Raw genomic sequence first — 20,529 nt, forward strand, 5'->3', positions numbered from 1 at the left:
GTGAAGCGTCGTGAAGAGTCGTTAAGCGCCTTCGCGCCGCCAGGGCACGTCACCCCCGCCGCCCGCCGCGACTGCATACATCTCGGCCTGCATCCCGCTGACCCGATCGGGCGCGCGGGTGGCGGGATCGAGCGCCTGCCCATAGCCCGCGACGAAGCTGTGCCAGTGGTTGAGGCCATGGCGGGTCGTGCGCCGCGCCAGTGCTGCGATCCATTCGGCCGCCAGCTCACGTTGCTCCGCAGCGATCGCCACGGGAATGCAGCCGACTGCTAGCCCGTAACAGACCGACAGCGCATGATCGATCCGCTCGGCATCCTCGGCGCAATCGCGGGCAATGGCCATCGCGGACATCAGATCGCCCTCGGCCCAATGGAGTCGCATCAACAGGCTGAGCACCGCGATCTTGCCGTCGACTTGCGCATGGTTCGCATGGTTGGCGCGCTCGGGGGCGGCGTCGCCCGCCATCACCACCTCCAGCATGCGCCGCGATCCGGCGTGATCGCCTGAGAAATGCAGCGACAGGGCCAGCATGTGTGCCGCCGTCTGCCGATCCGCCAACGCGCCGTCCCCGCCGACCCGCGCATCGAAGCGTCGGGCGAAGACGAGGCTTTCGTCGTAGCGTCCGGCCAGGATGCTCTGCGCCCACACGCCCCACAGCGCGCGTAAGGCCAGGGGGGCGGAGCCGATCCCCTCGGCCAGCGTCAGCGCGCGGGCAAAGGCATCGGCCATCGCGGGCACCGGTCCCTCAGTATGCCAGAGGCCATGGCCATAAGCGGTCAGCAGTTCGACCTGCCGCGCAGGCTCCACCTGCCCCTCGGCCATGTTCGCGATGACTGCCTCGGCATAGCGCAGGAATTCAGCGGGCAGCGACAGGTGGAACCACAGGGGCGCGGCGGCGATGACCAGTTCCGCCGCCAGGCCTGCGTCCTTGCCTGCGCTCGCCCAGGCGATGGCGCTGCGCACGTCGTCGATCCGCACACTATATTCGGCCAGCCATTCGCGCGGGGCCTTGCCCTCCCAGGCGGTGGCGCTGTCGGCCAGCCCGCGCAGCAGCACATGCGCATGATCGCGCTGCGCCTGTTCGGCCATGCCGGTCGCTCGCAACCGCTCCTGTCCATAATGCCGCGTGGTATCCAGCAGACGGTAGCGCATCGACCCGGGCGATGGCGTCGCCACGACCAGCGACTTGGCGACGAGTTCAGCGAGCAGATCATCCGCCTCGAACCGGCTGATACCCGCCCCCGCTGCCATGGCCGCCGCATCCTCCGCATCGAAATGGCTGCGGAAGAGCGCGAGCCGGTCGAGCAGTTTCTGCAGCGGCGGGGCGAGCAGGTCGTAGCTCCAGTCGAGCGCGCCGCGCAGCGTCCGGTGGCGCGGCAAGGCCGTGCGCCGCCCGCGCGTCAGCAAGGCGAAACGATCGTCCAGCGCATCGGCGATCGCCTGCGGCGTCATCGTATCGATCCGCGCGGCGGCCAGTTCGATCGCCAGCGGAATACCGTCCAGCTTGCGACAAATGTCGACGACCACCGGCACGCTCTGCGCGTCGAGGCGGAAATCACTATTGGCGGCGCGGGCGCGTTCGTCGAACAAGGCGGGCGCGGAGAGCTGGGCAACCTGCTCCAGGCTGGTCGTCGCATGCTCGTCGGGCAATTCGAGCGCGGCGAGGCGGTGCACCCATTCGCCCTGCGCACGCAGCGGCTCATGGCTGGTGACGAGCAGCATCGCCTGCGGGGCACCATGCAGGACCGCCTCGGCGAGCGAGGCCGCGGCGTCTATGACATGCTCGCAATTGTCGAGCAGGATAAGGGAGGGGCGCTCTGCCAGCCTTGCCGCGATACGCTGGGACAAATCGGTGCCCGGTGCTGAAAGTTCCAGCGTGGTCGCCAACGTCGCCGCCACCATCGCGGCATCCGTCACGGGCGCCAGGTCGACAAACCACGCCTCGATCCCCATCGCCCGTACCAGCCGGCGACCGATCGCGGTCGCGGCGGTCGTCTTGCCGATCCCGCCGGGGCCGACGATCGAGATGAAACGCCGCTCCGCCAGTTCGTCGGCGATGGTCGAAATCACCTCCTCGCGCCCGAAGATCCGGCCGATCGAGGCGGGCAGCCGGCACACGCGACGCTCGGCCGACGGGGTCATATGCTCACCCCCCAATCGTTCGACCGGGAGGGCCAGACGATAGCCTCGCCCGGCATCCGCCACGATCGTCGCTTCGCCGTCCGGCATCGCCAGCGCCTTGCGCGCGGCGGACAGGTGAACACGAATCGCGCTGTCGTCGATCGCCTGGTTGGGCCACACGCGATCGATCAGCGCATCACGCGCCACCAACTGCCCCTCCGCCTCGACCAGCACCGCCAACAGGTTGAGCGCTCGGCCGCCCAGCTTCAGCGGCACTCCGTCACGGGTCAACGCCAGGTGCGGAACGTCCATCTGAAAGGGACCGAAACGATAGCGGGCGCCGGTCATGGCATGATGGAACCTTTTGCGGGTGATCGATCATGCTTCTCTAACCACGAGACATTTCATTGAGAATATTCTGTTTTCGGCTCGATGAGGAAGGTGCGCAATCGTGGCACCAGAAAGTCCAGCGCTGCGCGGGTCCGCTTCGGCAACCGCCGCCCACCAAGGTATAGGGCTGCTACCTGCTCCTCATCACCGACGCCGTGATCGGCCAGCACTTCCACCAACCGGCCGGCCGCCAGATCATCGCGGACATGATATTCACCCAGCCGGGCAAGGCCCGCGCCCGCAACTGCCAGTCGCCGAACCGTCTCGCCATTATTGGCGAGCAGATTGCCCGTCACCATCCGGTCGATGATGCGACCGCCGGTCCGCATCGGCCAGACCGGCTGCGCCCGTTGAAAGTTGAAGCCGAGGCAATTGTGCCGATGCAGGTCGGCCACGTGGCGCGGCGTACCGGCGCGCGCCAGATAGGAAGGGGACGCGACGATCAGGCGCCGTGCACGCCCGATCACCCGTGCCGTCAGTGCGGAATCGCGTAGCCCCCCGACCCGGAAGGCGATGTCGGTTCGCTCCAGATACAGGTCCGTCATCGCGTCCGACAAGGAAAGGTCGATGACGATCGCGGGGTGCGCATCCCAGAAGGATGGCAGCAAGGGTTCGATGGCGAGCGTTCCGAACGCCACCGATGCGGAAATGCGCACCGTCCCTCTTTCGCTGGCGCTTCCCATCGCGAGATCACGTTCGAGCAGGTCGAGATCGCGCAGCATCTGCGTCGCACGCTCTTGATAGAGACGTCCCTCAGCCGTCAGCGACAGGCGCCGCGTCGACCGCTCGACCAATTGCACGCCGAGCCGCTCCTCCAGCCGCGCGATCAGCTTCGATATGGTCGAGGGCGTCATCGTCAGCCGTCGCGCCGCCCCCGAAAAGCTGCCGGTTTCGGCGACGGCCACGAAGACCTGCATTTCGCCAGCGCGGTTATCCATGCGATCTCACTTATGACTTGAGTTCACAACTCAAATGGCCCGTGCCTCTGTTATCAACCACTTAGTCTATCTCCAAATTCCTGAGTGACGGGCGTTGCGACGCTCCTTGCAAACGGAAAGGCTATAAAATGGACCTCGAACTGAAGGGAAAGACGGCGCTCGTCACCGGCGCGACGGCCGGGATCGGCCTTGCGATCGCGCGTCGCTTGGGCTCGGAAGGGGCCGACGTCGTCATTAGCGGGCGCCAAACGGCGAAGCTGGAGGCGGCAGCGGCGGACATCGGCGCGCGCGGGATTCTGGCGGACCCGGCCACGGCGGAAGGCGCGGAGACGTTGATCGCGGCAGTTCCGCAGGTCGACATTCTGGTCAACAATCTCGGCATCTATGAGGCCAAGCCGTTCGGTGACATCACCGATGCGGACTGGCGTCGCTTCTTCGAGATCAACGTGCTGTCCGGTGTGCGACTGGCTCGTGCCTATTTCCCCGGCATGATCGCCCGCAATCAGGGGCGGATCATCTTCATCGCCAGCGAATCCGGCGTGATGGTGCCGTCAGACATGATCCATTACGGCATGACCAAGACCGCCCAGCTTGCCATCTCCCGTGGTCTTGCCGGACTCACGAAGGGCACCGCCGTGACGGTCAACACGGTCATGCCCGGCACGACCCGCTCAGAGGGAATCGTCGACTTCCTCAAGAGCGTCGCCGATGATCCGCACGCCCCGATCGAGGAGATCGAAAGCAACTTCTTCGCTCGCGACCGCGCGACCTCGCTGATCCAGCGCATGATCGAGCCCGAGGAGATCGCCACCATGGTCGCCTATCTCGCCAGCCCTTTGTCGGCGGCGACCAATGGCGCGGCCCTTCGTGTCGACGGAGGCATCACGCCGACGATCGTCTGAGCCGATGCAACGGGCTGGCCGCTGCGCGCGCCAGTCCGTTGCAGCAGAGGGCCATGATCGATAGCACCAAGGGCAACAGGGAGCTTGGGCCATGGAATCGATCGGGCGTGATCTCAATGAGATGCAGCGGATGCCGCTCGCTCCCGCGCATGTCGGGGCGATCCGTGCCGCGGGTGTGCAGAAATGCTACGCGGCGGGCGAATGGCTGGCGGAGATTGGAACGCCGGTCGACCGGTTCGTCTATGTCGAGGCAGGCGAGGTCGAAGTAGTGAACCCCTTCACGGGTGAGCGGCTGCGGCCCTCGACGCTGGGACCGACCCAGTTCATGGCTGAAATCCCTCTCCTGTCGGGCGGGAATTGGTCGATGGCGATGCGCGCGGCCGTCGACACGCGGGTCGTGGAGGTGCCGCGCGACCGCATCCTGCACCTGATGTCGGCGATCCCCGAGATGTCCGACATCATCATCACGGTTCTGGCGGCACGCCGCAGACGACAGTTGGAGTCCGGCGATGCCATGCTTGTCTTGGTCGGCGAGGAAAAGGATCGCGCCATCCGCCAGATCACCGAGTTCGCCGCACGCAACCGCATTCCCCATCGCTCCCATCCGCTGGGCAGCGCCCAGGCCGCGGAGGTGGCGACGAGCTGCGGCACGCCGCAGGATAGGCCGTTGGTGGTGTTCGGCCGCGATCTGGTTGTCACCGATCCGACGCCGGAAACCATCGCACGCCTCTTGGGCATCGAGCAGGACCTGCCCGACGATGCCGAATTCGACGTTCTGATCATTGGCGCGGGGCCAGCCGGTGTCTCCGCTGGCGTCTATGCGGGAGCGGAAGGGTTACGGGCGCTGGTCGTGGACGAAACCGCGATCGGGGGACAGGCTGGCACCTCAAGCCGAATCGAGAACTATATGGGTTTCCCGACCGGCATCTCGGGCGGCGACCTGGTCTGGCGCGGTGAGATCCAAGCGATGAAGTTCGGCACCCGCTTCGTCATGCCCCGGCGGGTGGCATCGCTCGAACAGCTCGACGACGGCGGCTTCTGCGCGCACTTTTCAAACGGACAGCGCATTCGTGCCGCGTCCGTGGTGGTAGCGACCGGGGTGCAATATCGCCGACTGCCGCTTGATCGGCTGGTGGAACTGGAGGGGGCGGGCATCTATTATGCGGCGACCGAGAGTGAGGCGCGCTTCTGCCGCGATGCCGATGTCGTCGTCATCGGGGGCGGGAATTCGGCTGGGCAGGCCGCGATGTATCTTAGTCGAGTTGCCCGCCACGTACGGCTGTTGGTGCGTGGCGACACACTGGCGACGTCGATGTCGCATTATCTGTCCAGTCGGCTGGAGGCCGATCCTGCCATCACCATCGAATATGGCGCGAAGGTCACCGAACTTCACGGCGACACGACGCTGGAGGCCGTTACGATCCGCAACGACGCCGGTCTTCGCACCCTGCCGACCTGTGCGATGTTCGTCATGGTCGGCGCGGTGCCGAACACCCATTGGCTCGCCGACCTCGTCGCCCTGGACGACAAGGGGTTCATCCTGACAGGTGCCTCCGCTGGCGCCACATCGGCTTATGCCACGTCGCGTCCCGGCATCTTCGCGGTCGGCGACGTACGATCGGGCTCGGTCAAGCGCGTGGCCTCGTCCGTCGGCGAAGGCTCCGTCGTCATCTCGAAGGTGTGGGAGCACGTCCGAACCTAACGTGTCGTCGCCCGGATACCTGCGGGAAGCATATAGGGCGGGCAATAACGATATTCGGTCGTCGGACCGCGGGTCTTGATGTCGAAGGTGAGCGCATCGCGGATGCCGACCGTCTGGCGCTCGACGAAACGCGGTGCCGGACCTGCGCCAGCGTCGATGCAGGACTGGCTGACCTCATAGCGGTCGCCACGGCGAGACAGGATGCGTGCGCGGCATTCGCGAGTGTGAGGCGTACTGATGCCACGCCCGTCATATTGCCGGATCGCGGCATTGGGTGCCGATGCGCAGGCGGTTCCCTTCTGGACATAGATGCCGGGCTTCAACCGATAGACACCGCCCGGCTTTGGCGACGTATCGACGCTGGCCGTCGCCGCCGTGGTTCCCGTAAGCATGCCGATGGCGAGAATGATGGTCGATAGGCGCATGATGACGCTCCCTGCTAATGGCGATCCATCCTTAGGAAAGCGAAGCTGAACGAAAGGCGCAGGGCGGCCCCGATCCGTGTGCGGTTTTCCAACAACGCCGCTGCGCTTGTAAACTTTCTTGTGCCAGCAATGCGGGCGTATCTCCGCGTGGTTCCAGCGGAAAATGCGCTATGCCCCAATGCCGAATGGCATCATCACCGAGCCTTAGCGATACCAACGCCGTGGCGATCCCGGGCCCCTTTCGCCTGATCGCCAGCCGACGGCGCGCCCGCAAAGAAGAGGTGCGCCCGAGCCCTTCTGCGGCGATTCCCGTTAATCGCCGGGCAGACCGACGTGCTGCTGGACTTGATTTACCCGCCTGATCGCGACGAGTTGGATCAGCACGGCGGCGGCGGAGAGGATCGCGCCCAGAAGGACGACTGCGCTCCAACCGCCAGCCTGCCATGCGACCGTCACACCGGCCGAACCCGCCGCGCCGCCCAGGAACATGGCCCCCATGAAGATCGTGTTCAGCCGCGCGCGGGCGTCGGGCCGCAGCGCGTAGACGATATGCTGGTTGGAGACGAGTGCGCTCTGCACGCCGAAATCGAGCAGGATGACGCCGACGATCAGGCCGGCGATTGATCCGACGGCTCCGAACACGCCCCAAGCGACCAGGGTCAGCACCGCGCTGAACAGGATGACGCGCTGCGGTCCGCGACGATCGGCGATCCTGCCTGCGACAGGCGCAGCCAGCACCCCGACCGCTCCGACGATCCCAAACAGCCCTGCCGCGGCCGCGCCGAGCGAGAAGCTCGGTTCCTGAAGATGCAGCGCCAAAATTGTCCAGAACGCGCTGAAACCGGCAAACAGCAGCGCCTGGGTCAACGCCGCCTTGCGCAAGGCGGCAAATTCCGACCAGAGGCCACCGAGCGATCGCAGCAGCGATCCATAGCTGTGCGTTGTGTCCGGAGCGCTGTGGGGCAGCATCCATTGCATCAACGCGCCCGCCCCAATCGCCATCGGCACGCCGAGCCAGAACATCTCGCGCCAACCACCATATGTTGCGACGAAACCCGCCAGCGTCCGGCTGAGCAGGATACCGCATAGCAATCCGGCCATCACCGTGCCCACCGTCGCGCCGCGACGCTCCGGCGTCGCCAGATGCGCGGCAAGCGGCACGATCTGCTGCGCGACGGTCGACAGCACGCCGACGAGCAGCGAGGCAAGGACTACCATCGCCGCACTTGGGGCGATCGCCGCGATCGCCAGAGCGACGGCCAAGCCGCCGAACTGGATGACGATGAGGCGCCTGCGCTCGATCAGGTCGCCCAGCGGGACCAATAGGAACAGCCCCGCCGCATAACCGAGCTGCGTTGCGGTCGGTACGAACCGGGTCAAGGAAGCGGGAAGATCCTTTTCCATGATCCCCAACATCGGCTGATTGTAATAGATGTTGGCGACCGCGACGCCCGCCGCGACCGCCATCACGAGGTTCAACCCCGGCCGAAGCTTCGTTTTTTCGTTGACGTTATTGATGGGTGCGGTGGGCGTCATATGATCCTCCTGCATGCGCATCTGCCCATCTGGACCTTATCGCGCGAAAGCATAAGTAGCTTCATCTGATCAGACGGTTTATCATCAGGCGATATGCTGGATCTCGCTGACATTGCTGTGCTGGTCGAAGCCGTCCAGCAGGGCAGTCTCTCTGCGGCAGGGCGCCGGCTCGGCTTGACCCCGGTCATCGCATCGCGGCGGCTGGCGGCGCTCGAAGCTGAGATCGGTGCCCGGCTCGTGCATCGGACAACCCGTTCCCTGTCGCTTACACCGGATGGCGAGGCATTCCTGCCTCATGCCAAGGCCATGCTCGCGCATGCCGAGGATGCGCGAGCGGCGGTTGCCAGTGGGGGCACGGGCACCGTTGGGTTGCTGCGGGTAGCGGCATCAGTTCCGTTCGGACGAAAGGTCCTGACGCCAATGCTGGTCGGCTTTCTCGCCCAGCACCCGCGGCTCAAGGTAGAGTTGCTACTCAGCGATGCCGTGGCCGATATCGTCGCGCAGGGTGTCGATGTCGCGATCCGCTTCGGGGACTTACGCGACAGCAATCTGATTGCCCGCCGCCTGGCTACCAATGCAAGGGGGCTTTACGCCGCCCCTGCCTATTTGGCGATGCACGGCACTCCGACCAAGGTTGCTGACCTACGCGATCACGAGTGTCTCGCCGTCGCTAGCGGACAGCAGTGGACATTCGAACGATTGGGCAAAACCGTTCGTCAGTCGATCAGCGGCCGCTTTGCTGCGGACAGCGTGGAGGCGCTGCATGAGGCGAGTATTCGCGGCCTCGGTATAGCCCAATTATCGGAATGGAATGTGCGCGAAGACGTCGCTGCAGGGCGGCTTCAGCATGTCACGCTGACTGATGGAGCTGTGCCTGATCACGGCATATGGGCCGTGCTGCCAACCAGACGTCTTACTCCGCAGAAGGTGCACCTCTTCCTCAAAGCAATGTCCGACCATCTTTCTTAATCTTAAATGCTTCACCTGTTCATTTGACGTGATCATGGACTGATCGAGGTTCAGGATTAATTGATCATTGCCGGAAGAAGACGGCGGCAGCGGGGACGGCGGCGGAGAAGAAGGTGTTCGGGCCGCGGCCTTACGCCCGCTTTCGAAACTTGCCCTTGATGACGGCACCACCGATCCGGAGTTGATCGAGATAATCCGACCACCACTGCGCCATGCGCACCCGTTCCGCCCAGTGCGCGCCGCGATGATAGGCGGCGCGCACTTGTCCTTCTCGCCATGGGCCAGCGCGCGCTCGATGGCGTCGGGATGCCACAGCCCTGACTCGTTGAGAAGTGTGCTGGCCATGGCGCGGAAGCCGTGGCTGGTCATTTCGTCGTTCTCGAACCCCAGGCGGCGCAGCGCGACGTTCAGCGTGTTGTCGGAGATGCAGCGCTTGGTGGTATGAAGCGCCGGGAAGAGGAATTCGCTGTCCCGTGCCAGCGACCGTAGATCCTGCAACAAAAACAGTACCTGCCGCGACAACGGTACGGCATGGGGCTGCTTCATCTTCATGCGCTCTGCCGGCACGCGCCAGACCTTTTCGGCGAAGTCGATCTCGCTCCACTTCGCCTGTCGCAACTCTCCCGGGCGCAGGAAGACATGCGGCGCGATCCTGAGTGCATGCAGGGTCTCGGGCCGCCCCGTGTACCCGTCGATTGCTCGCAGCAGGTCGCCGACCTTCTTCGGCTCGACGATCGCGGCATGATGCTTGACCCGAGGAACGGTGAGGGCGCCACGCAGGATGTCGGCTGGATTGCGCTCAGTCCGCAGCGTCGCGAAACCATAGCGAAAGACACGGCCGGCAAAGGAGCGTAGCCGAAGCGCCGTCTCATGATGTCCGCGACGCTCGACCCGCTTCAGCACGTCGAGAAGCTCATGCGGGGTGATCGCGGCTATTGGGCGCTTGGCGATGCCGTCGAGAAGTTCAAGGAACCAGCGCGCTTTCTTGATGGTGGCGGGGGAAGGGCCCTCACGCTCCATTTTCTCGATATATTCCCCGGCGACGAGTGCGAACGTTGTCTGTGGCGCCAGTTCGGCCTTTAGCCGCCGCTGGCGCTTTTCCTCGACGGGATCGATCCCGTCATCGAGTTCGGCCTTGGCCTCGTCGCGCTTCCGCCGCGCCTGGACCAGGGAGACATCGGGGAAACTGCCCAGCGATAATTTGCGCTCGATGCCGCAGCATCGATAGCGAAAGCGCCAGAGCAGGGCGCCGGATGGCTGCACCAGTAGATACAGGCCATCCGAATCGGCCACCTTGTAGGGACGCTCTGCCGGTTTCAGCGCCCGAATCTGCACAACCGTAAGCATGGGGCCACGCCTCCTGCAACGTTCGTGGCCCCATGATTCGTGGCCCCTTTTGAGTGGGCCACGGCGGAACATAATGAGATTTCACGGGACCGCCGAGAGGCAGTTTACCGCAGATTTCTGCGGTTTTCCAGGTTTGTTCCGGGGACGTGATGGTGCACCCAATCGGACGAAACTGGGCACTCAGATTGCTGGGAAATTTCGGTGCCAAGGGGCTGATCTGAAATGATGCGTCTCTTCTGAGTTGATCGAGGAATTAAAGGGCATCATGCGGCTTTGAACCACCGCACCGTTTTGCCGAGCGTTCATATTGATACGCTACTCGCGATGCGCTCTTGTCAGCGGACCCCAGCATGCCAGGTTTGGCGGCGCCTTTGCGCCCTGCTCTGATGCATCGCCGCTAAACCAAGCCGAACTCAACTAAAATGTGAGCCAGCCCTTATCATCATATAATATTTACATCGAGGAGGCTATTTTAAACGTGGAGGTAAAAATGCAGGTTTTTAAAGCTCTTATCGGAAATCAGTTTCATACGAGCGAGGTGTATGTCGCCGCTACCGACAAAGAGAAGGCGTGCGCCGCTATTGAACGCCATCTTCTATCTGAAAGCTGGCAAGCTATTGAGCGTCGGGAGTTGGAGTGGTCAGATCAACTAGAAGGTAGCCGTAAGGCTACCGCTGAGGATCATCGCTACGAGCTGATGCGAGACAGCGTTGAAGCTGAAACGGAGCCGGCGGAAGCCGATGAATTGAAAACTCACTCATTCTATGGTCCTTTGCTACAGAACCCCGAATCGGTGAATACATCAACCGGACAGACGTGGGCAAACGGCTAGAATTTGGAGTGATACATCAAGAAGATATCAGCTTGATTATCTGCTAAACACAAAGATCGCAGCCATGTATCTGTCGCCGCCGCCGCAATTTATCATTCCGGCGAACGGCAGCATCTTGAGGCAGGCTCTGGTTTTCGGGACAATGCAGATCGTCATTAGCGTTTTCGTCAACGCCATGATCGCAATCTCGGCGGCCACGGTCGCTGTGTTGCTCACGCAACGTTCTACCTTCGCGCGCTGGTCCAGTGTTGGGTTATGGGCACCGTCCTGGCCGGCTTGGCGGTCAAAATGGCTACCGAAGCGCCTCGATAGGCCAGACTATCCTCACCCGGTGACAGCTTGGCGGGGATGTCAGCAACGTAAGCGGCTGAGGCGTTCCTGCCGGGATGGTATTTCGGGATTTTAGAAAGATGCTGACCTAGCCTGTTCCACCTGAGACGTCGGGAGCCACCTTGGGATCGGGATCCTGCGCCTTGCCGGTCGCAGGTGCGGCCTTCTGGCTCGGCATGGCGGTGAGATAAGCAACGATCGCGTCGACGTCCTTCTCGGCCACCGGCGCCTTGTACACCTCACGCATCTTGGTGACGGTCGCCTTCCACTGATCCGCCGATAGCGATGGCTGGGTCAGCGCCATGCTGGCCGAGTGGCACGAGGTGCAGTTGGCGTTGACGACGTCGGCGTGCGGCCCGTCGGGATAGGTCGCGTCGTCGACCGGCAGGTCGACGCTGGTCGAGGCAAGCGAGAGGCCGCGCGCCGACACGCTGGCGGCCGGTGCCGGCTCAGAAGTCTCGGAGATCGGAACGGGCGCCTTGCGGCTGCTCGGCGCGCCGATCGAGACGAGGATGATACCGGTTAGGCCGATCAGGCCGGCGGCCATGACGCCGGGAGACGGGGTCTTCATGCTACTCGCTCCTCAAGAGGCGATGATGGTGGTGGTCTCGATATTGCCGCGCATGAACCCGCCGGGATTCCAGATCGGCTTCATCGGCTGGGCGACCCCGTTGGTGTTCCAGCAGCGCACCATGATCGGGTTGGGGCCGCGTCGGAGCGGCACGCGACCATGCCAGCGGCGAAAGCTGTACCTGCCCTCGTCCGCGCCGAGCGTCGTCCTGTACCAGGTGCGGCCACCGTCCGACGACACATCGACCTTGGCGACGCCGCAGTCGCCGCCCATCGCGATACCGCCGACCGGGATCGACGCCTCATAGGCGATCGCCTGGCCATCGGGCAGGCTGGTCATCCAACTGCGCGGGATCATCCTATTGATGGGGACGGTGGGGAAGTCCTTGGTACCGGGCTCGACATTCGCGCCGGGTGTCGCAGGGATCTTGTAGGCCTTGGCCATCCAATACTGGTCGTCGGGGCGGGGCAGCACCTCGATCGCGTTCAGCATCTTGACCCAATAGGTCGAGTACCAGCCCGGCACGATCAGCCGGCAAGGAAAGCCGTTCAGCAGCGGCAGCTGTTCCCCGTTCATAGCAAAGGCGATCATTACCTCACCGTCGCGGGCATGGTTGATGTCGAGCGCCTTCTCGAAGTCAGGGGCACCCGCCACGACCGGCTGATCGAGCGCGCCGAAGCGCACCTGTACTGCGCCTGTCTTGACCCCGGCGAGGTCGAGTACGTCGCGCAGACGCACGCCGAGCCATTTGGCATTGCCCATCGCGCCGTTGCCCCATTGCGCACCGGCGACACGCGGCTGGAACAGCCCACGACTGTTGCCCGAGCACTGGTTCACCGCCGCCATTTCGACCCGCGGCAGGCGGAGCAGCTGGGCGAGGCTGATCGATAGCGGTCGGTTGACATGGCCGAAGACGTTGAGGCGGAATCTCTCGACGTCGATCGACGTCGGAATGTCGGCCCAGTGCCAGCGGACGAAGAACTGGTCGTTGGGCGTGAACACCGACTTGTCGAACACGTCCATCGGCGTCTCCAACAGCGGAGGATGGACGCGCTGGAGGATCATACTGCCCTTGCCGGGAAAGGCGCTGGTCATCGGCCGTTCGGCATTGCCGCCGGGCAGCTTCAGGTCGACGAGCTGCTGCGCCAATGCCGGGGCGGCGGCAAGGCCGGCGCTGCCGAGCGCGGCATGCCTGAGAAAGCGGCGACGGCTGGTCTCACTCGCCAGCCGGGCGTCGAAATTGTCCATGACGAAGCTCTCCTGTGGCCAGCCACGCTGGCGGATCGAAGGGACGTTCTGCAAGTGATCGAACCGACTGATCCGATCACCACGGCGGATCAGTTCGGGGTGGCGATGCAGGGCGAGACGAACAGGTTGCCCCGCCATGCACCGGCTAGCGTCTTGGCACCGACCAGCAGCCACATCGCCGCGAGCGCAACCGTCAGCACTGTGCCGACGATACCGAAAAACATCAGGTTCAGCGTCGTGCCGAGGCGGAAGGTGGCGACGGTGTAGACGCCGAGCGGGAAGGTGTAGCCCCACCAGCCGAGATTGAACGGCACGCCGGCGCGCCAGTAGCGGATGGTGATGAGCGTCGCGAGCGCCAGCCACCACAGGCCGAAACCCCACAGGCAGAGCCCGGCGACGACGCCGATCCCTTGTGCGACGCTACCAACACCGGCCAACCCGTGCGCCGCGAGGATCGCCGGCGCATCCGCCCCGAGCACCAGCATACCCAGCGCCCCGGTGCCGATCGGCCCCAGCGCGAGCCAGGAGGATGCCGCCATGCTCTCGTGCGGGAGCTTATGGAGCGCCATGCGCAGGATGAGGATGGCGAGGATGCCGAACGCGACCGGCACCGAATAGGCCCACAGCACATAGGAAGTCGCAAGGGTTACCAGCTGCGCTTGGGCGTCAACCAGATGCGGCGCGAGCAGCCCGCCGCTGGCACCCGCCACTTCGGCAGCGACGACCGGCAACAGCCATACCGCGGTCATGCCGTCCAGGCTGTGCTCGTGGCGGGTAAACATCAGGTACGGGATCAACACGCCGCAGGCGAGCGACATGGCGACGTCGATCCACCACAGGACGTGTGCGACCGGCACGATGCCGTTACCGAACCGCGCGATACCGAAGGCGAGGCATCCGTTGATGATCGTCGCCAGGCCCATCGGGATGGTCCCGATGAACATAGACACGGTGTTGTGCCCGAAGATGCGCCGCGCCTCGTGCCCGAACATCACCCAGCGCGCACCGTAGAGGCTGGCGAACAGCGCGAAGAGCGCGATGTTGAAGAACCACAACACCTCGCCGACCGGCTTCAGCGAGGGGCCAATGCCGGGCACCTGCGGTAGCGCGAGCGCGAGGATGCCCGTGCCCATCGTTGCGGCGAACCAGTTGGGCGTGAACTGGCGGATCATCTCGCGGGGGTGATCGAGCCGGCTGAGCGGCTTGAGGCCGGTCAGGACCGAGGGGGTGTCGGCAGTCATGCGACCTGCTCCTTGATGAGGTCCGTCAGCGCGTCGGCCGCGCGGGTGCGATAGCGCTCCTTGTGGCGCAGCGCGTGAAAGGTGCGGTCGGGCAGCCCGAGCGGCAGCTCGACCAGATCGCCGGCCTTGAGCGCGCGTGCGACGACCAATCGCGACAACACGGCAACGCCGGCACCGGCCTCGACCGCGGTGCGCACGGCTTCGTTGGACGGCAGCGTCATCGCTACCGTCAGCTGGGTCGGATCAAACCCGCGCGTTCGCAGCACGTCCTCGAAGGTCGAGCGCGTGCCCGAACCCTGCTCGCGGACGATCCAGCGTGCAGCCCGAAGCCAGTCCTCGTCGACGCGCCCGGCGTCCTCGCGGCCGACCAGCACCATCGGGTCACGCCCGACATTCCAGTGGGCGAGCGCCGGTTCGTCCACCTCGCCCTCGACAAAGCCGAGTTCCGCCGCGCCGCTCAGGACATGCGCTGCTGCACCTTCGGTGTTGTCGATCGCCAGTTCGACCGCGATCTGCGGGTGGCGTTCGTGGAAGGCGGCGAGCTTTGCCGGCAACCAGTAGCTCGCGATCGTCTGGCTGGCGACGATCCGCAACGAACCACGCGCGAGCCCGGCATAGTCCGCCAGCATCGTCTCGGCATGGGCTGCCCGCCCCAGCACCGCGCGCGCTTCCTCCAGAAAGCCGCGGCCTGCTTCGGTCAGCTGGATGCCACGCCCGACGCGGTGAAACAGAGGAACCCCGTAGCGCGCTTCGAGGGCTGCGACCGCGCCGGAGGCAGCAGACTGCGTGACATTCAGCGCTTCCGCTGCCTTGGTGACGTGTTCGCGCTCGGCGACACCGACGAAGATTCTGAGCTGCTCCAGGGTCATGCAGCTTATATCGCGCAATCTGATTGATACGACCAACCGTTTGATCTGTTTATTCCAATCTGGATATCGGAACGATCGGTAATCCTTCGTCTGCGACAGTCTTGAAGACTTGAAGCGATCCGCGCGCTTGCGGCGTTGGTTCGTCCATGACTGATATGATCGAGCGCAAATCCGATCCCTACAACGCCGAGCCGACGCCTAACGCGCTGATCGAACGGTTCCTGACGCCGCAGGCGCTGTTCTACGTGCGCAGCCATGGTGCAGTGCCTGACCTGCCCGCTGATCACCGGGTCGAAGTGAGCGGGACAGGCGTGGCGAGCCATTCCTTTTCGGTCGAGGAGTTGAAGAGCACGTTCGCCACACACACAGTGACGGCTGTGCTCCAATGTGCCGGCAACCGGCGCACGGATCTCCAGCAGGTCGCCAAGACCTCCGGCGATCCGTGGGATGTGGGCGCGATCGGCAATGCGGAGTGGACCGGCGTACGACTGTCCGACGTGCTAGATGCGGTCGGCGCGCCGGATGCGTCCGAATTGTTCGTGGGCTTCACTGGCGCGGACGAGGTGGACGTGGACGGCGGCGAAGCCTTGTTCGGAGTATCGATCGCCATGAGCAAGGCGCGGGAGCCCGACGTACTCCTCGCCTGGGCGATGAACAGCGAACCGCTGACGCCCGAACATGGCGCCCCGCTCCGCATGGTGGTGCCGGGCTATGCAGGCGTGCGCAGCGCCAAATGGCTGACACGGATCGAGGTGCGCGACACGCCCTCCGACGCACCGATCCAGGCGCACGACTACAAGCTCTTTCCCGCCGATGTGACGAGCGACACCGTCGACTGGGACGAGGGTCTGACCATCAATGCCATGCCGCTCAACGCCGCGATCTGCTCGCCCGGCTCGGGCGAAACCCTGCCGGCCGGGGAAGTGCGGATCGAGGGTTATGCGATCGCCTATGATCGCCGCATCTCGCGCGTCGAGGTGTCGGTGAACGGCGGTCGTGACTGGCAACAGGCGACGTTCGCCGATGATCCGGAGACACGCTGGAGCTGGCGGCGCTGGACCCTCGACGCCACGCTCGGCAAGGGGCGCCAGCATCTTGTCGTGCGCGCCTTCGACGAGGCTGGACAGGGTCAGCCTGAACGACCGGACACGATGTGGAACTTCGCCGGCTACCTGTGCACCGCCTGGCACCACGTTCACGTGCTGGTCGAATGATCGAAGCATCAGCGGCATCGGACATCACCTTCTGGATCGATGCGATCGGCCGGCTGGTGGTGGCGACCGCAGCCGGGATGGTGCTCGGCTGGGAACGCTCGCGCGAGAACCGGCAGATCATGGGCCTGCGGACGCTGGGTCTGGTCGGTCTGGCGAGTTGCATCGCCGTGCAGGCGATCGTGCATAGTGGCTTGCCGAACGTGAACGCCGATGCCGCAGGACGGGCGATGCAGGGCATTCTGTCCGGCGTCGGCTTCATCGGTGCCGGTGCGGTGCTGCGGGTCGGTCAGGGTCAGGAAGTGCATGGTTTGGCGACCGCCGCGTGCATCTGGGTCACCGCCACGATCGGCGCGGCAGCGGGATTGGCATTGTGGCCGCTCATCGTCGGCGGGGTGAGCCTCGCAATGCTCGTCCTGTTCGTCGGAGCGCCGCTGGAACGCCGCATACGCGAGCGGGCCCGCCTGACGCCGGCCGAGGCCGACAGGAAGGATGCCGAGCGCAAGCCGTGATCTCGGCGGTCTACCCAGTGCCTGTCGGCGCCGAGAAGCGGCAAGGCGCTATCAGGACACAAGCGCGGCATCGGCCTGCCGCCGGACCTCATCAGCGATCGGATGCAACTCGGCCGTGGGTCGCTCGCCCACCACACTATAGCCGATCCCATCGACCGCCCATGTGACCCGGCCCAAGGTCCCGCTGGACGTGCTGGTCATGCTCGCAATCTTGTCGATCTGCATGGGCCTCGTCAGCACCGCGAGTTTCGACGCTTGCGGTCCGTCGTAGAGGAGCAGTGCCGCAGGGCCGTGAGGCGTCGCGACCAATCGCCCCCCGCCATAGCGATAGCCGGCTGTGCTGAGGTCCGGGATGGTGACGCGCTCACCCAGTCGGGCGGAGGTCCACCGGATCAGCATGGCGCGCTGGTCGGGGCCGATTTCCGCCGGTCGTATCCGGTCGGCGGCATAGACACGGAAATTGTCACTCGCCTCGTTGGCCAGCGCCGCGATGCCCGCGCGGGGTTCACCGCTCCACCGCGCGCTCGACCAGCCCCCGCCAAACCCCAACGCCAGCAGAAGTGACGCGGCAATGGCGAGTTGCCAACGCGGTTGCCTTTGCCGTCCCCTGATCGCTGCCACGCGCATCGTCGCCGGAATGGGTTCGTCCGCGATCGTGGCGAACAGGGATGCAAGGGCTCGCGCCTGCTCCGCCTGCTCCCGCAAACGGGCATGCAGATCCGGCTGGCCTTTAAGGTAGGCGTCAACCAGGCGCTGCCGCTCGGGCGACAACCTGCCATCGATCCATGCGGCCAGATCGTCCTCGCCGATCGGGCTGGTCATTGCACGCTCCTCAATCGCGGCCGTTCACCCTCCCGGAGGAGGGTCGCCAGACGGTCGCGCCCCCGCGATATGCGCGACATCACCGTGCCGAGCGGTACGCCGACGACGGCAGCGACCTCCGCATAGGGCAGGCCCTCGACCGAGACTAGGAGCAGCACCGTTCGCTGCTCCTCGGGCAACGCATCAAGGGCGCGCAGCAGGTCGCGGTGGTGTAGGCCTGTGTCCTGATCGGCCGGACGGCCGAGCGTGGCGTCGTCCACGAGGTGGAGCGGAACCGCTGTGCCTCGCCGGCTATGCTGCCGCTGATGGTCGACCAACAGATTGTGCAGGATCGCATAGACCCACGGGCGGACCTCCGCACCCCGTCGCTGTCGCCAACGCCCGACCGCGCGCTCCAGGCAATCCTGCACCATGTCATCCGCCATCGCCCGGTCGCGCAACCACGACCGGGCATAGCGGCGCAGACCGGGGATCAGTGGCTCGATCGCGGCGGCAAGCGGGTCCATCTCAGTCGCGCTGCACCTGCACGATGCGGCCCGGTGCGCCATTCACTACCTCGGCGACCGCCAAAAAGCGCCGGGGGGCCGCTGCACTGCCCTGAACGATCTGCCGGATCGGACCAGACGCGTTGACGATCGCCGCACCTGCCGGGTTGCTCATGAAGTTCGCAAGCGGCTCTACCGCACCGCTGCCGTCCGCATTGGCAGTCAGCACGAGCATGTAAGGCTTTTTGGGCTGCAAACCGGTCACGGCACTCTGCACGACCTGAATGATGCCCTGGTCGAAGAGGGTAATGCTGCTTGCCGTACCGTTGCCGCCAACCGGCCCCATGGTCAGATGCACCGCCTTGCCGGCCGTCCCGAGCGGTTGGAGATTGTCGGTGCCGGGGCCTGTCGGGACAGCGTTCGGCACATAAGCGATCGCCTGCGGTGCCTGTCCGACCGGCACGGTGGCAACGACCGTGTTGCCGGCGGTGTCGATCGCGGCGAGTTCATCGGCATTCTCCAGCCCGACGTAGATGCGCCGGCCGTCGCCCGATGGCCAGACGCCGTGCGGCATCTTGCCGACCGGGATGGTGGCGACGGGCGCGAAATCGGACGTGCGGAACACCTTCACTGCGTTTTCCCCGCCGACCGTGACATAGGCGAACTGCCCGCTGGTCGTGCGGGCGAAGTTGACATGGTTGGTGATCGGCCCGGTATCCAGCACCTTGAGGATCGCGAAGGGTGGCTTGGCATCGAATGCGACCGTCTTGCCGATGTCCTTCAGCGTGAACCACACCTGCTTGCCGTCCGGCGTTGCGGCGATGTTGGGACAGAACGGGCTTGGCTGTGCCACCTGTCCGACCTGCGCGTGGGTCGCGACATCGAACACGGCCAGCACCGGATTGAACGACGAACAGACATAGCCGTACCGGCCATCGGGCGAGAAGATCGTCATACCCGGACCACCGGGCGTCTTGATGCGCCCCGTCTCCTTGTACGTCGTAGGGTCGAGCACGGCGATATAGTCCTCGCCGCGGACGGTGACCCAGACCTCCTTGCCGTCCGGTGTGAAGAACGCCTCATGCGGACTGCGCCCGACATAGGTCGTGTGCTTGACGGTGTTGGTGGCGGTGTCGATCCACGACACGGCGTTCGATCCGATCGACACGACTGCGAGGGTCTTCCCGTCCGGTGAGAAGCCGAGGCCGTGAACCAACACCTGCCCCTTATAGAGCGGCGAGAAGTTCATCGGCTGCGGATCGCCGAGTTTGATGACGCCGAGCAACCGGTTGTCGGCCGGGTCTGTCACCGACACTGTGTTGGAAAATTGTTCGGATGCATAGACACGGTCGCGGTGGCTGACGGGTACGTCCCTGGCGTTCCACGGCGCCTGCTGGGCCATGGCGATGCTCGGTGCGGCGCTTATCAGCAAGGCGGCCGAGCGCAGGATGGTCCGGATCATGTCAGTGCTCCATATGGCTATGGTGGTCGCCGCCCTGCGTAGGGGCTGGCGTCGAAGGGGGTAGCGGCTGACCGATCGCCAGCTTCATGGCGGCGATCTCCTGCTGCTGATCGATGATGATCTCTTGCGCGATGCGCTTGAGCTGCTCGTTATGGCCGTAGCGCAGCTCCGCCACCGCCATATCGATGGCACCCTGATGATGCGGAAGCATCATCGCCACGAAGTCACGGTCGACGTCGCCGGACGGCTTGACCATCATGCCCGCCATCATCCGGTCCATCGCGGCAGACACCATGCTGGCGTAGCCATTGGCGGGGGCGGCCGCGGCTGCGCCGGTGAGTAGGGTTAAAGCAGTCAGACCCAGCATCCAATCTCGTCTATGCATAAGCCTCCGGCGCATCAGTCTCGAAAGCGTAGACGATGCTCGTCGGGGTTTATTCCATGGGTGAGCCAATTATTGATCCTCACCAAAACAATGGTCTTATCGTAACCCTGCCGTTGGTTGACCAGGTCGCCGTCAAACAGCATATGGTCGGGCACGGCGATGGATTTCCGCCGGGCCATTCGGCCGAACCGCCCTCGCAAGGGCCGATGATTCCTACCAGGCGCCGCAAGG

18 protein-coding genes, 1 pseudogene and 1 riboswitch are annotated in these 20,529 nt (G+C 64.7%); of the genes and pseudogenes, 6 read left to right on the forward strand and 13 right to left on the reverse strand.

Going from position 1 to position 20,529, the window contains the following annotated elements:
• Nucleotides 1-21 precede the first annotated feature (21 nt).
• Complete coding sequence (locus NS355_RS03180) at nt 22-2,469, reverse strand: ATP-binding protein (RefSeq protein WP_058744358.1); 2,448 nt, start codon at nt 2,467-2,469, stop codon at nt 22-24.
• 56 nt (nt 2,470-2,525) lie between these two features.
• Nucleotides 2,526-3,449, reverse strand: coding sequence for a LysR family transcriptional regulator (locus tag NS355_RS03185; RefSeq protein ID WP_058744359.1), 924 nt, complete (start codon nt 3,447-3,449; stop codon nt 2,526-2,528).
• A 128-nt stretch (nt 3,450-3,577) separates the two neighbouring features.
• On the opposite strand from NS355_RS03185, the gene NS355_RS03190 reads away from it, so the two are divergent.
• Nucleotides 3,578-4,351 carry an SDR family NAD(P)-dependent oxidoreductase gene (locus NS355_RS03190; RefSeq protein WP_058744360.1) on the forward strand — a complete coding sequence of 258 codons (774 nt, stop codon included), beginning with the start codon at nt 3,578-3,580 and terminating at the stop codon, nt 4,349-4,351.
• A 91-nt stretch (nt 4,352-4,442) separates the two neighbouring features.
• Nucleotides 4,443-6,053 (forward strand): FAD-dependent oxidoreductase, encoded by a 1,611-nt coding sequence (locus NS355_RS03195; RefSeq protein WP_058744361.1) that lies wholly within the window; start codon nt 4,443-4,445, stop codon nt 6,051-6,053.
• Here NS355_RS03195 and NS355_RS03200 read toward each other — a convergent pair.
• Together NS355_RS03200 and NS355_RS03205 are read right to left on the reverse strand one after the other, a co-directional pair.
• The gene (locus NS355_RS03200; RefSeq protein WP_058744362.1) at nt 6,050-6,478 is read right to left on the reverse strand and encodes a hypothetical protein; all 429 of its coding nucleotides are present in this window, start codon (nt 6,476-6,478) and stop codon (nt 6,050-6,052) included. The two genes, NS355_RS03195 and NS355_RS03200, sit on opposite strands and share 4 nt — an antisense overlap.
• Before the next feature lie 312 nt (nt 6,479-6,790).
• Nucleotides 6,791-8,014, reverse strand: a complete 1,224-nt coding sequence (locus NS355_RS03205; RefSeq protein WP_058744468.1) for an MFS transporter — start codon at nt 8,012-8,014, stop codon at nt 6,791-6,793.
• A gap of 93 nt (nt 8,015-8,107) precedes the next feature.
• On the opposite strand from NS355_RS03205, the gene NS355_RS03210 reads away from it, so the two are divergent.
• Nucleotides 8,108-8,983: a LysR family transcriptional regulator gene (locus NS355_RS03210; RefSeq protein WP_058744363.1), complete on the forward strand. Its 876-nt coding sequence runs from the start codon at nt 8,108-8,110 to the stop codon at nt 8,981-8,983.
• A gap of 130 nt (nt 8,984-9,113) precedes the next feature.
• Here the strand turns inward: NS355_RS03210 and NS355_RS03215 are convergent.
• A pseudogene (locus tag NS355_RS03215) lies at nt 9,114-10,330 on the reverse strand (tyrosine-type recombinase/integrase).
• 424 nt (nt 10,331-10,754) lie between these two features.
• Between NS355_RS03215 and NS355_RS18530 the strand changes: the two are divergent.
• Nucleotides 10,755-11,162: a hypothetical protein gene (locus NS355_RS18530; RefSeq protein ID WP_153008012.1), complete on the forward strand. Its 408-nt coding sequence runs from the start codon at nt 10,755-10,757 to the stop codon at nt 11,160-11,162.
• A gap of 418 nt (nt 11,163-11,580) precedes the next feature.
• Here NS355_RS18530 and NS355_RS03225 read toward each other — a convergent pair whose 3' ends face one another.
• The 4 genes from NS355_RS03225 to NS355_RS03240 form a co-directional block, all read right to left on the reverse strand.
• Nucleotides 11,581-12,063 carry a c-type cytochrome gene (locus NS355_RS03225; RefSeq protein ID WP_058744365.1) on the reverse strand — a complete coding sequence of 161 codons (483 nt, stop codon included), beginning with the start codon at nt 12,061-12,063 and terminating at the stop codon, nt 11,581-11,583.
• Between the two features lie 12 nt (nt 12,064-12,075).
• Nucleotides 12,076-13,311: a molybdopterin-dependent oxidoreductase gene (locus NS355_RS03230; protein ID WP_058744469.1), complete on the reverse strand. Its 1,236-nt coding sequence runs from the start codon at nt 13,309-13,311 to the stop codon at nt 12,076-12,078.
• Between the two features lie 89 nt (nt 13,312-13,400).
• On the reverse strand, nt 13,401-14,552 hold the full coding sequence (locus NS355_RS03235; RefSeq protein WP_058717478.1) for a TDT family transporter: 1,152 nt from the start codon (nt 14,550-14,552) through the stop codon (nt 13,401-13,403).
• Nucleotides 14,549-15,421 carry a LysR family transcriptional regulator gene (locus NS355_RS03240; RefSeq protein ID WP_058744366.1) on the reverse strand — a complete coding sequence of 291 codons (873 nt, stop codon included), beginning with the start codon at nt 15,419-15,421 and terminating at the stop codon, nt 14,549-14,551. Before NS355_RS03240 ends, NS355_RS03235 begins: the two co-directional genes overlap by 4 nt.
• A 146-nt stretch (nt 15,422-15,567) precedes the next feature.
• Here NS355_RS03240 and NS355_RS03245 point away from each other — a divergent pair, with 146 nt between their 5' ends.
• Complete coding sequence (locus NS355_RS03245) at nt 15,568-16,635, forward strand: sulfite oxidase (protein WP_058744367.1); 1,068 nt, start codon at nt 15,568-15,570, stop codon at nt 16,633-16,635.
• On the forward strand, nt 16,632-17,144 hold the full coding sequence (locus NS355_RS03250; protein WP_058717475.1) for an MgtC/SapB family protein: 513 nt from the start codon (nt 16,632-16,634) through the stop codon (nt 17,142-17,144). The genes NS355_RS03245 and NS355_RS03250 overlap by 4 nt, the downstream gene beginning before the upstream one ends.
• 51 nt (nt 17,145-17,195) lie before the next feature.
• On the opposite strand, the gene NS355_RS03255 is transcribed toward NS355_RS03250, so the two are convergent.
• The 4 genes from NS355_RS03255 to NS355_RS03270 are packed head-to-tail and all read right to left on the reverse strand — an operon-like array spanning nt 17,196 to nt 20,280.
• Nucleotides 17,196-17,966: an anti-sigma factor family protein gene (locus tag NS355_RS03255; protein WP_058744368.1), complete on the reverse strand. Its 771-nt coding sequence runs from the start codon at nt 17,964-17,966 to the stop codon at nt 17,196-17,198.
• Nucleotides 17,963-18,472: an RNA polymerase sigma factor gene (locus NS355_RS03260; protein WP_058744369.1), complete on the reverse strand. Its 510-nt coding sequence runs from the start codon at nt 18,470-18,472 to the stop codon at nt 17,963-17,965. Before NS355_RS03260 ends, NS355_RS03255 begins: the two co-directional genes overlap by 4 nt.
• Before the next feature lies 1 nt (nt 18,473).
• A complete protein-coding gene (locus NS355_RS03265; RefSeq protein WP_058744370.1) occupies nt 18,474-19,913 on the reverse strand; it encodes a YncE family protein in 1,440 nt (479 codons plus the stop codon).
• Between the two features lies 1 nt (nt 19,914).
• A complete protein-coding gene (locus tag NS355_RS03270; RefSeq protein ID WP_206543616.1) occupies nt 19,915-20,280 on the reverse strand; it encodes a DUF305 domain-containing protein in 366 nt (121 codons plus the stop codon).
• Between the two features lie 164 nt (nt 20,281-20,444).
• Nucleotides 20,445-20,521: riboswitch (Fluoride riboswitch) on the forward strand.
• The last annotated feature ends 8 nt before the right edge of the window (nt 20,522-20,529 follow it).

Origin of the sequence: Sphingomonas yabuuchiae (genome assembly GCF_001477495.1) — a bacterium.
Classification (GTDB): domain Bacteria; phylum Pseudomonadota; class Alphaproteobacteria; order Sphingomonadales; family Sphingomonadaceae; genus Sphingomonas; species Sphingomonas yabuuchiae_A.